Genomic DNA, 14767 nt, shown 5'->3' with positions numbered 1-14767 from the left:
TGCGCGCGCCGCGTAAGGCTTACAGGCTTTTCCAGATATGCATCACGGCATAGCTGCGCCACGGGCGCCACTGCTGCGAACGAACTTCTGCGGCCCCAGGCGTCAGGCCTCCCAGCTTATTGCGTACGGCAATATCCTCTTTGGGAAAAGCATCAGGCCAGCGCAGTGCGCGCATGGCGATGTAATGCGCGGTCCAGGGGCCAATGCCCGGCAGCGCAACCAGCCGCGTCATGATTTCATCAGGCGTGAGCGTAGCGTTAAAACGCAGGCTGCCTTCAAGACAGGCACCCGCAAACGCCAGAATCGCTCTGGCTCGCGCGCTGACAATCCCAAGGCTGGCAATCTCATCGACCGTTGCCTGTGCGATGCGCTGTGGCTGGACAGTATAGCGGGACAGGTCCGGGAATGGCGTCGAGCAGGGGGCACCAAACGCCTGGGCAAAACGGCTGCTGAGGGTGGTCGCCGCTTTCACGGTGACCTGCTGACCCAGAATGGCACGGACGCCCATTTCAACGCTGTCAAACGCGCCAGGCACGCGCAGACCGGGAGCGTCATGAAGGCTTTGTGCCAGCAGAGGGTCCTGCTGCAGGTGAGCCGCAATTCGCTGCGGCTGCGCGTTCAGGTCGAACAGATCGCGCAGCCGGCGCAGGAGTGCAGGTAATACCGGCGTCAGGGACAGCGTGAACTCAACGCAGAGCGCATGCCTGGCCGGGAGCGGTGAAACGCTGACCCAGCCGCGATACTGACCCAGCGCCACGGTTCTGCGGTAGGTCTGGCCCTCAACGGCTTCAATCTCTTTCATCAACCGCAACTGCAGAAAATCCAGCATTGCCTGCCAGTCGTAGGGCGGGCGATAGCTGAGCTGCAGTTGCATGGTATCGCCTGGCTGCTGTGTAGGTTGCGGCGCGGTTTTTCGCAAGGCGCCGGGTGTCATGCGATAGCGGGCCTGAAAAACGTCATTAAAGCGCCGTAAACTGCCGAAGCCGCTGGCGTAAGCAACATCGGTCACCGGGAGCGTGGTTTCGGTCAGTAGCTGCTTGGCCAGCAACATGCGCCGTGTCTGTTTCAGCTCCAGCGGGGTGACGCCTAACTCCTGCTGCACAATCCGCCGCAGCTGACGGGCACTCATGCCAAACTCGGTGGCGATGTCGTCCAGCCCGGCGTGCTCTTCCAGCAACCCCTCTTCAATGCGCTGCACCAGACGGTCGGCCACTCTGTGGGCATTGTCGACGGGCGCATTACCGGGTGCCAGTTCAGGACGACAGCGCAGGCAGGGGCGAAAACGTGCTTTTTCCGCGGCTTCAGCACTATTAAAGAACACGCAGTTTTTTTGCATCGGCGGCTTAACCGGACATATCGGACGACAATAAATGCCGGTTGAGGTCACACCAACAAAAAACACGCCGTCAAAACGCGTATCACGCGACGTTAACGCCTGGTAAGCCGTATCTGGATCAAACATGGTTGCTCTCCGGCAAATAGCGACAGCGTAGCGCTGGCGGATGAGATTGACTGGCTGTTTTCGGACAGCACATCAGTTTATTGTAATGACCGAAAACAGCCAGTTTGACGCTTAAAAAGTGCGATAATGCCCGACAGAATGATGATGGGAGGAACAGCATGTATTACTGCAAACCTGTGACAACCCCGGTCGGTGAGCTCACGCTTATCGCCAGCGATCGCGGTCTGGCGGCCATTTTATGGCAGGACGAAGTGCGCAGACATCCCCGCTTATCGCCGGTAGAACGCGACGATAACCATCCGGTGCTGCGCGAAACTGAAACCCAGCTGCACGAGTATTTCGCGGGGACGCGCCAGCGTTTTACCTTACCGCTGGATTTCGCCGGAACCGACTTTCAGATAAAAGTGTGGCAGGCGCTTCTCGCCATTCCCTTTGGCGAAACGCGCAGTTATCGGCAGATTGCCGAGGCGATTGGTCATCCTGCCGCGGTGCGCGCGGTGGGCGCGGCGAATGGCCGAAATCCGCTGTCGATTGTGGCGCCCTGTCATCGGGTGATTGGGACGAACGGCAAACTGACCGGCTTTGCGGGCGGGCTGGCGGTCAAAGCATTCTTACTCCAGCTGGAAGCGCCCCAGCAGGGGCTTGGCGGCCTCTCTTCATCGTAGCGAACAAATAAAACACGACACTCTGCCGCTTTTCCGCTATCGTGTTTAGCATATAAAACACGATGGCGATATTTACGTCCTGTTAAGCCATAACTGACGATTTTCGTTAATTTTACAGAACGAGAGCGGTGTCATGAGCACAATCTTTGATCCAGAAAATGCTGTATATCCTTTTCCGCCGAAGCCTGCCCGGATGAACGACGAGCAAAAAACCTTTTATCGGGAAAAAATTAAAGCGCTGCTTAAGGCTCGCAACGCCGTGATGGTGGCGCATTACTACACCGATCCTGAGATTCAGGCCCTGGCGGAAGAAACCGGTGGCTGCGTCTCGGACTCGCTCGAAATGGCGCGCTTCGGCAGCCAGCATGCGGCCGGTACGCTGCTGGTGGCCGGCGTCCGGTTTATGGGGGAAACGGCCAAAATCCTCAGCCCGGAAAAAACCGTCCTGATGCCCACGCTTGAAGCCGAATGCTCGCTGGATCTGGGCTGTCCGATTGAGGAATTTAGCGCCTTTTGCGATGCCCATCCCGATCGTACAGTCGTGGTTTACGCGAATACCTCGGCGGCAGTGAAAGCGCGCGCCGACTGGGTGGTCACCTCCAGCATCGCGGTGGAATTAATCGAGCATCTGGATAGCCTGGGTGAAAAGATTATCTGGGCACCCGATCGGCATCTGGGGCGCTACGTCACTCAAAAAAGCGGGGCCGATGTGTTGTGCTGGCAGGGCGCCTGTATCGTCCATGATGAGTTCAAAACCCAGGCACTGCAGCGGATGAAGGCGCTTTATCCGGATGCGGCGGTGCTGGTTCATCCCGAATCGCCCCAGGCGATTGTGGATCTGGCCGATGCGGTAGGCTCGACCAGCCAGCTGATTCAGGCTGCCAAAAGCCTGCCGCATCCGCAGATGATCGTGGCGACCGATCGCGGCATCTTTTACAAGATGCAGCAGGCGGTGCCCGACAAAATATTGCTGGCAGCGCCGACGGCAGGCGAAGGTGCGACCTGCCGAAGCTGTGCGCACTGCCCCTGGATGGCCATGAACGGACTGCAAGCCATTGCCGAGGCGCTGGAGTCAGGTGGACAGGCCCATGAAATTCACGTGGACGCGGCGCTGCGTGAAGCCGCACTGGTACCGCTGAACCGTATGCTATCCTTTGCTGCAAATCTCAAACATAACGTGAAAGGAAACGCGTAACGCGCGTCTTTGACAGGTGGCTGATATGGATTTTTTTAGCACACAAAATATTCTCGTGCACATCCCCCTGGGGGCCACGGGCTACGATCTCTCATGGATTGAAGCCATTGGGACACTGGCGGGCCTGCTGTGTATCTGGCTGGCCAGTCTGGAAAAGATCGTCAACTATGCGTTTGGTCTGCTAAACGTCACGTTGTTTGCGGTGATCTTTTTTCAAATTCAGCTTTATGCCAGCCTGCTGTTACAGCTGTTCTTTTTCGCGGCAAACGTTTATGGCTGGTACGCCTGGAGTCGGCAAACCTCTGATCAACAGGCCGAGTTAACCATACGCTGGTTACCACGCACAAAAGCCATTGGCTGGGCGGCTGGCTGCGTGATCGCGATTGCGTTAATGACGGTGTATATCGATCCGGTCTTTGCCTTTCTCACCCAAATGGCGGTAAGCCTGATGAATGCGGCGGGCTTTGCCGTGGCGATGCCGACGCTGCAGCCGGATGCGTTTCCCTTCTGGGACGCCTGCCTGATGATACTGTCGATAGTGGCCATGGTGCTGATGACGCGTAAGTACGTCGAGAACTGGCTGCTTTGGGTGATTATCAACGTCATCAGCGTGATGATATTTGCCCGTCAGGGGGTTTACGCAATGGCGCTGGAGTACGCTATTTTGACGTTGATTGCGCTCAATGGCTCAAGGATGTGGATAATCAGCGCACGAAAACAGGGTTCTCGTGCGCTGTCTGCTCAGTGAGGATGTGCGTGCTCACCGTGCTCGTGATGGTGGTGAGCACCCTCAATCACCGGCGTGTTAAGCGCGCAGTCCGGACCCACACAGGGCTGAAACTCCATCTGCACCGTCGCGTGTTCAATTTGATAATGGTCGTGCAGATAGGTGTGAATGCGGCGCAGCAAACCATCATGATCGCGTGGCGGGATCACCTGAACGTGCAGCGTTAAAATCGGCTTCTCGCCCACCTGCCAGACATGCACATGATGAACATCGCGCACCTCTGCAATATTACGCTTCAGATCGCGTCTGAGCTTATTCACATCCAGCGAATCAGGCGCGCCTTCCAGTAGTTCATGAAAACTCTCCCGCAGCAGCGCCCAGGCGTTACGCAGTATCAGCAGTGACACCAGAATCGACAAAACAGGGTCAGCAGGCGTCCAGTTCGTCAACAGAATGATGATCGCCGCGACGATGGCGCCTACCGACCCCAGCAGGTCGCCCATCACATGCAAGGCGGCCGCCCGCACGTTGAGGTTCTTCTCTTCACTGCCGTGGTGCAGCAGCCAGAATGAAAGAATATTCGCCAGCAGCCCACCAATAGCAATGCCCAGCATCAGGCCGCCGGTGATGGGCTGCGGATGGGAAAAGCGTTCAATGGCTTCCCAGACAATCAGAAAGGTAATCAGGATCAGGGCAATAGCGTTAACGAAGGCGGCCAGCGTGGTAAGCCGCAGCAGACCAAAGGTATGACGATCGTTGGGTTTACGTTTGGCAAACTGTACGGCCAGTAATGCCATCAGCAGCGCGGCTGCGTCGGTCAGCATATGACCGGCATCCGCCAGCAGGGCCAGTGAGCCTGAAATCCAGCCGCCAATCACTTCCGCGACCATAAAGAGCGCCGTCACGACAAAGGCCGCCATCAGGCGCTTGCGGTTCGTGTCCTGACCGCTATGAGAGTGGGTGTGTGCCATAAGTATCCAGTTTGAGTAATAACCTGTCGGTCAATGATATCAGCAATTGCCATTCTGCTGAGCTGTCCTGCTGGTGCTTCACCTTATCAGACAGCGCCTGACAGAGCCTTGCCCCTTCTTCAATGCCCATCAACAGCCAGCTTCCTTTCATACGGTGTGCTGACTCGGCCAGCTGCGTCGCGTCACCGGCCTGGTGCGCGGCATACAGCTGTGCCCGATCGTTCTCCAGGGTATCACGTAATGTTTTACCCAGTCGGTTAAGATATTTCTCGTTTTGCTGTGCCAGCTGCCACAGATTGTCCTCTACTGACGCCAGCGGATCGTCGTGGAAGTCTGCCAGCACGTCGCCGATATCCTGTAGCTGAACCGGTTTGATCAGCACGCGCTCGTTCGCAGCCAGCTGCACGTTAAGTAACTGCGCGTCGGCGGAACACAGTACCCGTCGCTGCCTGCCACCACGCTGTCGTTGCCGACGGCGTAGCAGGCGCAGCAGCAGGGTGCCATCAGGACGCGGCATCATCTGATCGATAAACAGCAGGTCGTAAGGGCAGCGCGCATCGGCCAGCAGCAGATCGCGGCCGTGCTCAAAACAGTCAGCCTGAACAGCAAAGCGGGCAAGCTGCTGCTCCATGACGATCAGGTTGGTGGGATGATCGTCAACCACCGCCACGCGCAGCCCCGGAAAGCCCGGCAGGGCAGTCGGGTCGCTGTCAGGAACGGGGTCGCAGGGGAGCAGTGGCAGCACGATCGTGACATCCGTACCTTTGCCGGGTACGGAATGGAGTGCAATATCGCCGCCCATCCGCTGCACCATCTCCCGACAGATAAACAACCCCAGTCCGCTGCCCTGTACCGATAGCGCTTTACCCGAAGGGGCCTGGTACCAGGGATCGAACAGTTTACGCTGCTCCTCTGCCGGGATGCCGCTGCCGTTGTCGCTCACGGTTAACTGCAACTTGTCCGTGGCCGACAGCGTCAGGCGAATCAGGCCCTGTCGGGTAAATTTAAACGCGTTGGTGATGAGATTATTCACAACCTGCTGCAGGCGATCGGCATCCATCATGATCGCGTCAGGCAGCGGGGTCAGGGCTTCAACCTGCAGCCGCGGACCCTCCGGGCGCATCAACGGATGGTAGAAATGGCGCTGCTGCGCCAGCCAGGGGGCCAGCGCCAGCGGACGGGGCGACAGGGCAAAACTGTTATTTTCAATTCGCGCATGATCCTGCAGATCGTTAAGCAGCGTCATCAGGGACTGTGCGCTACGGTGCAGCAGTTGCAGGTTGTCACTGGAACGCTGCTGTTTTTCCAGCTCCAGCAACCCCAGTATCGCCTGCATGGGCGTGCGCAGTTCGTGACTGACCGTCGCTAAAAACTGGCTTTTCATCGCGTTGGCGCGCTCGGCCTGCTCACGCTGTTGACGGTCACGTCGCTGTTGCCAGTAACGTCGGGCAAGCAGCACCAGCAAAATCACGATGGCGACGCCGCCGGTCAACAATACGGCCACCGGCAAGACGCGCATCGCCGCAACACTGCCAGGTTGCGGTGGCATCGACCAGCGATCGCGCATCTGGTTTTGCGTATCGGCGGGGATCTGCTGCAGTGCGCGATCCAGAAGGGATCGCAGCTCGGGCCGATCGGGCGCGATGCCCACCGCGAGGGGCCACGCAATATCGCTGGCGGCAAAAGCCAGATGAATTTGCGAATCGTTCCGGCTGGCAATCCGCCAGCGCGCGGACAACACGTTATCCACTAAGGCGTCAATCTGCCCGGTTGCCAGCGCATCGTACAGGCTGTTTCGGTCGCTGTAGCGTTGAACCTGCGCGTTGTCAGGAATAAGGCGTTGCGCCAGGTCATCCTGCAGAATACCGATGCGCTTGCCTGCCAGATCGCGCCAGTGCGACCAGTCAGCTGGCTGGCGGATATAAATGCCCCACAGCGCGCGCCAGACCGGCAGGCTGGTACTTTGCGTTTCGCCGTTAAGCGGCTGCATCAGCTGTAACATCACCTGGTGCTGAGCGATCAGACTGGCGGCCTGCTGAGGGTTACTGACCCAGCGCGGGGTAAAACGTAATCCTGTGCTTTGGGCCACCGCGTTGAGCAGATCAATACCGTAGCCCCGTGCGGTGCCGTTGCTGTCACGGTAACTCCAGGGATAGTTATCCGCTTCAGCCGCGTAGGCCACCACCGGGTGGGCCGTTATCCACTCGCGCTCGCTGGCGCTAAGCATCAGCGTCTGCGTGTCCTGATAGCGGGGAAGGCTGCTGCTCCAGCGTGCCTGCAGGGTACTCATCAGCTCGGCGGGTAGCTGGCGAAGACTCTCGTTCAGCCACGCGATAAGCGCCGGATCGCGAGCCACGGCGCGCAGGCTGAGCTGGCCGGCATCGATGCCGGAAGCGATTTGGTAGATTTGTCCCTGTTGCAACTGACTCAACAGAAAACCCGCGCTGGTTTCATCCGCCACAACGTAATCGTTCTGCTGATTCAACAACGTATAGAGTGCCTGAAGATCGCTGCCGTAGGTTCGCCACTGATGACGGGCCGCCAGGGCCGGGGGAAGCTGAGCCAGCGTGAGATGACTGATAGCCAACTGAGCATTATGACTATTGAACATCACGGCACGCTGGTTCTGCTGATTGCGATAAATACGCAACGGACTACTAAACCAGCTGTCGCTGGCGACCGTATTGGCTGGCAGGGGCGGGGCAATCATCCCCAAAGCAAAATCAATCCGGCCGTCCGTTAGTGCGGCTGATAAGTCAGCCTGAGTGGCATACAGACTGAGCGCGAACTGCGCCCCGGTTAACTGGTGCAACGCGGACAGGTAATCGGCGTCAATACCGTAGAGATCGTTACCCACCCGCATTGTCCAGGGGGCGTTGTTTTCCGCCAGCAGGCCAACCTGCAAGACTTTCCCCTGCATCAACCCGGCGCCTTTGACCGGCATCATCATGGGCAGGTTGATGCTGCTGACCGGGCGCACATCGGCCTGCGCTAACGTGGTAAATACCAGCAGGAACAGGAGCAGCCAGCGTCTCACTGCTGTGCTTTCCATAAATCAGCCAGCTCAACGACGGAGCGGGTGCCGGTTTTTTCCAGGATGTTTTTTTTGTGGGTGCTGACGGTTTTGTTACTGATATGCAGCCGCTCGGCAATTTGCAGATTGGATAAGCCACTGGCCAGCAAAGCCAGTATCTGGCGCTCTTTACTGGTCAACGGCAGTTCCGGCTCGTCAGGACAGTCGGGGAAGGCGGCGTGCCCACCGAGTACCGCCAGAATCGCACTGAGTAACTGCTCCATGCGTTGGCTCTTCACCACATAGCCGGCCGCGCCCAGGGCCTGAGCCCGCCTGACGTAGTGACGGGTTTGCTGGGCAGAATAAATCAGCACCGGGCAGTCGGGTAAATGGATTTTCAGGCGACGCAGAATCTCCAGCCCATCACCATCGGGCAAGCCGATGTCCAGCACGACGATATCGGGCGGAAGCGAGAGAAAAGCGCGGGCGGACTGTTCGCTGCAGGCAGAATAAAGTTTAAGAGGGATGGGGGATTTAGCCAACGCAGCTTCGAGTGCTACTTCAACCAGTGGATGATCGTCTATCAGAAGCAGTGAGGCCATGAACATTTCCCTGTCAGGTTAACAGGCTCAGCATAGCGGAAGTTGCGGCGGGATAAAATAAAGGAGAGCGAGGCTCTCCTTATTAGCTCAACAGTCAGTGATTACTGCGTGGTGCCGTCAGTTTTGGTATTAACGTGACCGCCACCTTTTTTAGTGTGCACTTTTTTGTTCATGTCAGGGCATTTGCCATCTTTACACTGCGTGTTCTTATCAATTTCATCGGCAGTCATGTTTTTGCTGCTGGAGGTGCTGTCCCGGGTTGGAGAAGACATCTCAGTGCCGGTGTTATTAATTTTGCTGTTATCCACTTTGTTCGGTGGCAGATTCTCATTCGCGCCGCCGGCGACGGCACCTGCTGCTGCGGCCTGGTTAGAGTTTCCGTTGGCAGCCATTGCTGCGCCGCTGCCCAGAGTCATTGCTGCCGTCAGAAAAATTATTGCAAACTTATTCATCATTATGCTCCCGTTAATAAATGATATTTGCTGTCTCTAACCGCTGCCAGATAAGGTTCAGAGAAAAAGCGCCCTGAGCGAAATAAAATTTCGCTGGTTAGCTTAAAGACAGGTGTTAATAAAAGTAAGCCACCGTTCCTCAGTGATTACCTTTAAAAGTCTAGACGCATAACCCATTTATGCAAATTTCACGCATACATTATGCGCTCATCAGGAATTTACACCCTGTGCGCTTCGGGCTACATTGGCTGGGTTGTGTCCGGCGGGCGCCGGGCCAGAAATTATATGGAATGAGTATGAATTACCAGAACGATGACTTACGCATCAAAGAGATTAAAGAGCTCCTGCCCCCCGTAGCCTTACTGGAAAAATTTCCTGCCACCGAACGTGCAGCGCAGACCGTGTCTCAGGCTCGCCAGGCCATTCACCAGATTCTGACCGGCCAGGACGATCGCCTGCTGGTGGTCATTGGGCCTTGCTCAATTCACGATACGGAAGCCGCACAAGAGTACGCGGCGCGCCTGTTAACCCTGCGTGAGCAGCTTAAAGGCGAGCTTGAAGTGGTCATGCGCGTTTATTTTGAAAAACCGCGTACTACCGTTGGCTGGAAAGGGCTGATCAACGACCCTTACATGGATGGCTCCTTCCAGCTAAACGACGGCCTGCGCCTGGCGCGTAAGCTGCTGCTGGAGATCAACGATTCCGGCCTGCCTGCCGCTGGCGAATTCCTGGATATGATTACGCCGCAGTACGTGGCGGATTTAATGAGCTGGGGGGCCATCGGTGCCCGTACCACCGAGTCACAGGTTCACCGCGAGCTGGCTTCCGGCCTTTCCTGCCCGGTAGGGTTTAAAAACGGTACGGACGGCACTATTAAAGTGGCGATTGATGCCATCAACGCAGCTGGTTCACCGCACTGTTTCCTGTCGGTGACCAAATACGGTCACTCTGCGATTGTGGAAACCCGCGGTAACGGCGACTGCCATATCATCCTGCGCGGCGGTAAAGAGCCGAACTACAGCGCCAGTCATGTCAGCGCGGTGAAAGCCGGTCTGGAAAAAGCCGGCTTGCCTCAGCAGGTAATGATCGACTTCAGCCATGCTAACAGCAGCAAGCAGTTTCAGAAGCAGATGCAGGTGGCGGACGATGTGGCACAGCAGATGATCAACGGCGAGCGCGGTATTATCGGCGTGATGATTGAAAGCCATCTGGTTGAAGGGAATCAGAGCCTGGAAAGCGGCGAGCCGCTGGTTTACGGCAAGAGCGTTACGGATGCCTGTATTGGCTGGGGCGATACCGAAAAGGTGCTGCATCAGCTGGCCGAGGCGGTTAAACAGCGTCGCCGGTAAGCAGGGCGAAATAAAAAAGGGCCAGACATTGTCTGGCCCTTTTTGCACGGAAGCAAAATTACTTTGCTTTACCCTGATTGGCAACGGCCGCGGCTTTCGCTGCGATCTCGTCAGCATCACCCAGGTAATAATGTTTGATCGGTTTGAAGTTTTCATCGAACTCGTACACCAGCGGAACGCCGGTTGGGATATTCAGTTCAAGAATCTCTTCTTCGCTCATGTTGTCCAGGTATTTCACCAGCGCACGCAGTGAGTTGCCGTGTGCGGCGATAATCACTTTCTCACCACTTTTAATGCGTGGCAGGATGGATTCGTTCCAGTAAGGAATCACGCGTTCGATGGTCAGCGCCAGGCTTTCGGTGGTGGGCAGCTGCTCAGGCTTCAGTGAAGCATAACGCGGGTCGTGTCCGGGAAAACGCTCATCGCTGCGGTCCAGCTCTGGCGGGGTCACCGCGAAGCCACGACGCCACTGTTTAACCTGCTCGTCGCCGTATTTTGCGGCGGTTTCAGCTTTGTCCAGGCCCTGCAGCGCGCCATAGTGACGTTCGTTCAGACGCCAGGATTTCTCAACGGGCAGCCAGGCCTGATCCAGCTCATCCAGCACATTCCACAGGGTGTGAATGGCGCGTTTCAGCACAGAGGTGTAGGCGAAATCAAACACGAAACCTTCTTTCTTCAGCAGCTGTCCGGCTGCTTTAGCTTCGGTACGGCCCTTGTCAGAAAGGTCTACATCATACCATCCGGTGAAGCGGTTTTCGTTGTTCCACTGGCTTTCGCCGTGTCGCACCAGAACCAGCTTAGTTACAGCCATAGCTTAACTCCTTAATACTTGATGTTTCTGAGATAATGGAAACCTGCTGTCGCCAGCCCGTTGGCTGACCAATTGCGTTCTACCATAGCGGAAAACGGCGCACTGCGTAAGTCTGTCTGTGACGCACTGCGCGTTTTTCACTCGGTGGCTCAGCGTGGTGTAAAGCGATAGCGCGTGACGGATTCCCAACGATCTCCCGGCTGCAGCCAGCAATCATCCTGTGGCCACTCGGGATGATTAGGCGAATCCGGTAAAAATTCACTCTCCAGCGCGATCCCCTGAAAAGCAGTATAGCTTTCCTGCTCCCGGGCGCGCGTGCCGGCCAGATAGTTACCGCTGTAGAACTGTAGCGCGGGCGCTGACGTGGTCACGCTCAACTGCAGCTTGCCGTCCTCTGACCAGAGTTCAGCGGCAGGCTGGCTGCTATCGCCTGCACTGTTCAGCAGGAAGGCATGGTCATAGCCTTTAACTGCCTTCTGATCGTCATCGGCAAGAAAATCCTGCTCAATGCGTTTGGCCTGACGGAAATCGAAGCTGGTGCCGTCCACGGCCTTGAGCGGGCCGTTGGGAATCCCCTCGCTATCCACGGGCAGGTAACGATCGGCGTGCAGTTGTAACCGATGCTGGCGCGCATCACCATGATGCGCGTCAAGATTAAAGTAAGCATGGTTGGTGAGACCGACCGGGCAGGGCTGGTCGCACTGCGCCTGATAGTGAATGGACAGGCAGTTATCGTCATCCAGCGCATAGCGTAAATCAGCAATGAGGTTGCCCGGGTAGCCCTGATCGCCATCGGGCGAATCAAGACGATAATGCACTTCCGTTTCTGACTGACTGACAATTTGCCAGCGGCGTTTATCAAACCCTTCTGGGCCGCCGTGTAACTGATGTTCGCCCTGATTGGCGTTCAACTGGCGGCTGATTTTATTCAGTTTTGCGCCGGCAATACGGTTTGCATAACGGCCGACCGTGGCACCCAGATAGGCATCCTGATGCAGATAGTCAGAAGGGGTTGCACAGCCCAGCAGGGCTTCACGCACGTGACCGTCCTGCAGGGGGACCCGCGCCGACAGCCAGGTTGCGCCCCAGTCCATAAAGGTGGCAATCATGCCATTGGCATTACGCAATACGGTGATGCGCCACGGCTGACCGTCCGGCGCATGCGAGTTCACATCGTTTAGCATTGGCCCGCTCCTTCTGATGCTTTGCACACGTAGAAGGTCTCCTTGATGCCCGTTTTGGCTTCATACTGGCTGGCGACGGCGGCCTGAACCCGATCCACCTGATCAAGCGGCATCAGGGCGACAATACAGCCACCGAAGCCACCGCCGGTCATGCGAACACCGCCACGATCGCCGATCTCGGCTTTAACAATCTCGACCAGGGTATCCACCGGCGGCACGGTAATTTCGAAGTCATCACGCATTGAGGCGTGAGATTCCGCCATCAGTTCGCCCATGCGGGCTAAATCGCCGCGAGACAGCGCCTCGGCGGCCTCCAGCGTACGGGCGTTTTCAGTGATGACGTGACGTACGCGTTTGGCAACCTGCGGATCTAACTGAGACTCAGCCGCGTTGAACTCGGCCAGGCCGACATCACGCAGCGCCTTTTTGTTAAAGAAGCGTGCGCCGGTTTCACACTGCTCACGGCGGACGTTGTATTCGCTTCCTACCAGGCTACGACGGAAGTTGGAATTGATGATGACCACGGCAATATCGTCCGGCATCGAAACCGGTGTCGTGCCCAGCGTCCGGCAGTCCAGCAGCATGGCATGATCTTTCTGGCCCAGCGCGGAAATCAGCTGATCCATAATGCCGCAGTTACAGCCCACGAACTGATTTTCGGCTTCCTGACCGTTGACCGCGATGGCGGCGCCGTCCAGTGCCAGGTTAAACAGCTGCTGGAAAACCGTTCCGACCGCCACTTCCAGCGAGGCGGAAGAGCTAAGGCCCGCGCCCTGCGGCACGTTGCCGCTAATCACCATATCGACGCCGCCAAAATCCGGTGCGCGTTGCTGAAGGTGCTTAACGACGCCGCGCACATAGTTCGCCCACATGGGTTCTTTTACGCTGGTAATCGGGGCATCCAGTGAAAAGATGTCCTGTGCCCGATCGTAATCCACGGCAACCACGCGTACCTGCCGATCGTCGCGTTTTGCACAGGCGATAACCGTTTGATAATCAATCGCGCAAGGCAGCACGAAACCGTCGTTGTAATCGGTGTGCTCGCCAATCAAATTGACGCGGCCTGGGGCCTGAATCGCGTGGGTTGGCGCATAGCCAAAGGTGTCAGTAAACACCTGCTGCGTGATGGTTTTTAAGCTCATTGTTGTGCCTCACGGAAATGAATATCGCTCACGGAACGCAGGCGTTCGGCTGCCTGTTCTGCGGTTAAATCGCGTTGGGTTTCGGCCAGCATTTCGTAGCCGACCATAAATTTGCGCACCGTTGCGGAACGCAGCAGCGGCGGATAAAAGTGGGCGTGCAATTGCCAGTGTTCATTGTCGTCACCGTTGAACGGCGCACCGTGCCAGCCCATGGAGTAGGGGAAAGAGCACTGAAACAGGTTGTCGTAACGGCTGGTCAGGCGCTTGATGGCACAAGCCAGATCGTCACGCTGCGCATCGGTCAAATCGGTCAGGCGCTTAACATGGGTTTTTGGCAGCAGCAGGGTTTCAAACGGCCACGCCGCCCACCACGGCACCACGGCCAGCCAGTGTTCGGTTTCAACAACGGTGCGGCTGCCATCCTGCTGTTCACGCGCAAGGTAATCCACCAGCATCGGCGAACCCTGTTTGGCAAAATAGCGGCGCTGCAGATCGTCTTCGCGCTGGGCTTCGTTGGGCAGAAAGCTGTTGGCCCACACTTGTCCATGGGGATGAGGATTAGAACAGCCCATGGCGGCGCCTTTGTTCTCAAAGACCTGCACCCAGGGATAGTGCTGACCCAGTTCAGCCGTCTGTTCTTGCCAGGTGCGGACGACTTCCTGTAACGCGCTCAGTGACATTTCGGGCAGGGTTTTACTGTGATCGGGCGAAAAGCAGATGACGCGACTGGTACCGCGCGCGCTTTCGCAACGCATCAACATGTCGTCGCTTTCTGGCGCGTCGGGCGTATCCGTCATTAACGCGGCAAAATCATTCGTAAAAACGTAGGTGCCTTGATAATCAGGATTCACATCGCCGGTGATGCGCGTGTTGCCTGCGCACAGGAAACAGTCAGGATCGTGTGACGGCAGCGTGTTTACTGCGGGCGTTTCCTGAGCCCCCTGCCAGGGACGTTTGGCACGATGAGGAGAAACCAAAATCCACTGATCGGTCAGGGGATTGTAACGGCGATGAGGATGATCGGCCGGGTTAAATTTTTCCATGTTGCATCCTGGTAAGCATCAAAATTAAAAAGTCATCAAGAAAAAATAGCACATTGGGTGAGTCAAAAACGTGATCCAGTCTGGATAAGTGGTATCGTTTACACAAGCTGAATATTCTTATTTAAAGGCGAATTTGCAGGACGCATCGCTA

The 14767-nt window shown here is 56.8% G+C and carries 13 protein-coding genes; 4 read left to right on the top strand and 9 right to left on the bottom strand.

The window, feature by feature from the left end:
• Positions 1-19 precede the first annotated feature (19 nt).
• On the bottom strand, positions 20-1462 hold the full coding sequence (locus GKC68_RS15745; protein WP_264252861.1) for an AlkA N-terminal domain-containing protein: 1443 nt from the start codon (positions 1460-1462) through the stop codon (positions 20-22).
• Between the two features lie 158 nt (positions 1463-1620).
• Between GKC68_RS15745 and GKC68_RS15740 the strand changes: the two genes are divergently transcribed.
• From GKC68_RS15740 to pnuC, 3 genes are all read left to right on the top strand, one after another.
• Positions 1621-2127: a methylated-DNA--[protein]-cysteine S-methyltransferase gene (locus GKC68_RS15740; protein ID WP_064367367.1), complete on the top strand. Its 507-nt coding sequence runs from the start codon at positions 1621-1623 to the stop codon at positions 2125-2127.
• A 133-nt stretch (positions 2128-2260) separates the two neighbouring features.
• The gene (gene nadA / locus GKC68_RS15735) at positions 2261-3322 is read left to right on the top strand and encodes a quinolinate synthase NadA (protein ID WP_264252859.1); all 1062 of its coding nucleotides are present in this window, start codon (positions 2261-2263) and stop codon (positions 3320-3322) included.
• Between the two features lie 25 nt (positions 3323-3347).
• Positions 3348-4070, top strand: a complete 723-nt coding sequence (gene pnuC / locus GKC68_RS15730; protein WP_058706110.1) for a nicotinamide riboside transporter PnuC — start codon at positions 3348-3350, stop codon at positions 4068-4070.
• Here the strand turns inward: pnuC and zitB are convergent.
• From zitB to GKC68_RS15710, 4 genes are all read right to left on the bottom strand, one after another.
• On the bottom strand, positions 4064-5020 hold the full coding sequence (zitB, locus tag GKC68_RS15725) for a CDF family zinc transporter ZitB (protein ID WP_264252858.1): 957 nt from the start codon (positions 5018-5020) through the stop codon (positions 4064-4066). The two genes, pnuC and zitB, sit on opposite strands and share 7 nt — an antisense overlap.
• Positions 4998-8072: a transporter substrate-binding domain-containing protein gene (locus tag GKC68_RS15720; RefSeq protein ID WP_342656315.1), complete on the bottom strand. Its 3075-nt coding sequence runs from the start codon at positions 8070-8072 to the stop codon at positions 4998-5000. Before GKC68_RS15720 ends, zitB begins: the two co-directional genes overlap by 23 nt.
• Positions 8054-8635 carry a response regulator transcription factor gene (locus GKC68_RS15715; protein WP_028723821.1) on the bottom strand — a complete coding sequence of 194 codons (582 nt, stop codon included), beginning with the start codon at positions 8633-8635 and terminating at the stop codon, positions 8054-8056. The genes GKC68_RS15720 and GKC68_RS15715 overlap by 19 nt, the downstream gene beginning before the upstream one ends.
• Positions 8636-8736: 101 nt before the next feature.
• On the bottom strand, positions 8737-9090 hold the full coding sequence (locus tag GKC68_RS15710) for a YbgS-like family protein (protein WP_047715456.1): 354 nt from the start codon (positions 9088-9090) through the stop codon (positions 8737-8739).
• A 293-nt stretch (positions 9091-9383) separates the two neighbouring features.
• On the opposite strand from GKC68_RS15710, the gene aroG reads away from it, so the two are divergent.
• Positions 9384-10436 (top strand): 3-deoxy-7-phosphoheptulonate synthase AroG, encoded by a 1053-nt coding sequence (aroG, locus tag GKC68_RS15705; RefSeq protein ID WP_089527684.1) that lies wholly within the window; start codon positions 9384-9386, stop codon positions 10434-10436.
• 58 nt (positions 10437-10494) lie between these two features.
• Here the strand turns inward: aroG and gpmA are convergent, their stop codons facing one another.
• From gpmA to galT, 4 genes are all read right to left on the bottom strand, one after another.
• The gene (gene gpmA, locus GKC68_RS15700) at positions 10495-11247 is read right to left on the bottom strand and encodes a 2,3-diphosphoglycerate-dependent phosphoglycerate mutase (protein WP_028723818.1); all 753 of its coding nucleotides are present in this window, start codon (positions 11245-11247) and stop codon (positions 10495-10497) included.
• 149 nt (positions 11248-11396) lie between these two features.
• Positions 11397-12431, bottom strand: a complete 1035-nt coding sequence (gene galM, locus GKC68_RS15695) for a galactose-1-epimerase (protein ID WP_110983636.1) — start codon at positions 12429-12431, stop codon at positions 11397-11399.
• A complete protein-coding gene (gene galK / locus GKC68_RS15690) occupies positions 12425-13573 on the bottom strand; it encodes a galactokinase (protein WP_028723816.1) in 1149 nt (382 codons plus the stop codon). The genes galM and galK overlap by 7 nt, the downstream gene beginning before the upstream one ends.
• A complete protein-coding gene (gene galT / locus GKC68_RS15685) occupies positions 13570-14616 on the bottom strand; it encodes a galactose-1-phosphate uridylyltransferase (protein WP_064367363.1) in 1047 nt (348 codons plus the stop codon). Before galT ends, galK begins: the two co-directional genes overlap by 4 nt.
• Positions 14617-14767: the final 151 nt, after the last annotated feature.

The sequence above is a fragment of the Pantoea sp. RSPAM1 genome, assembly GCF_038816185.1.
Lineage (GTDB): Bacteria > Pseudomonadota > Gammaproteobacteria > Enterobacterales > Enterobacteriaceae > Pantoea > Pantoea ananatis.
This window is presented reverse-complemented; position numbering and strand designations above follow the sequence as displayed.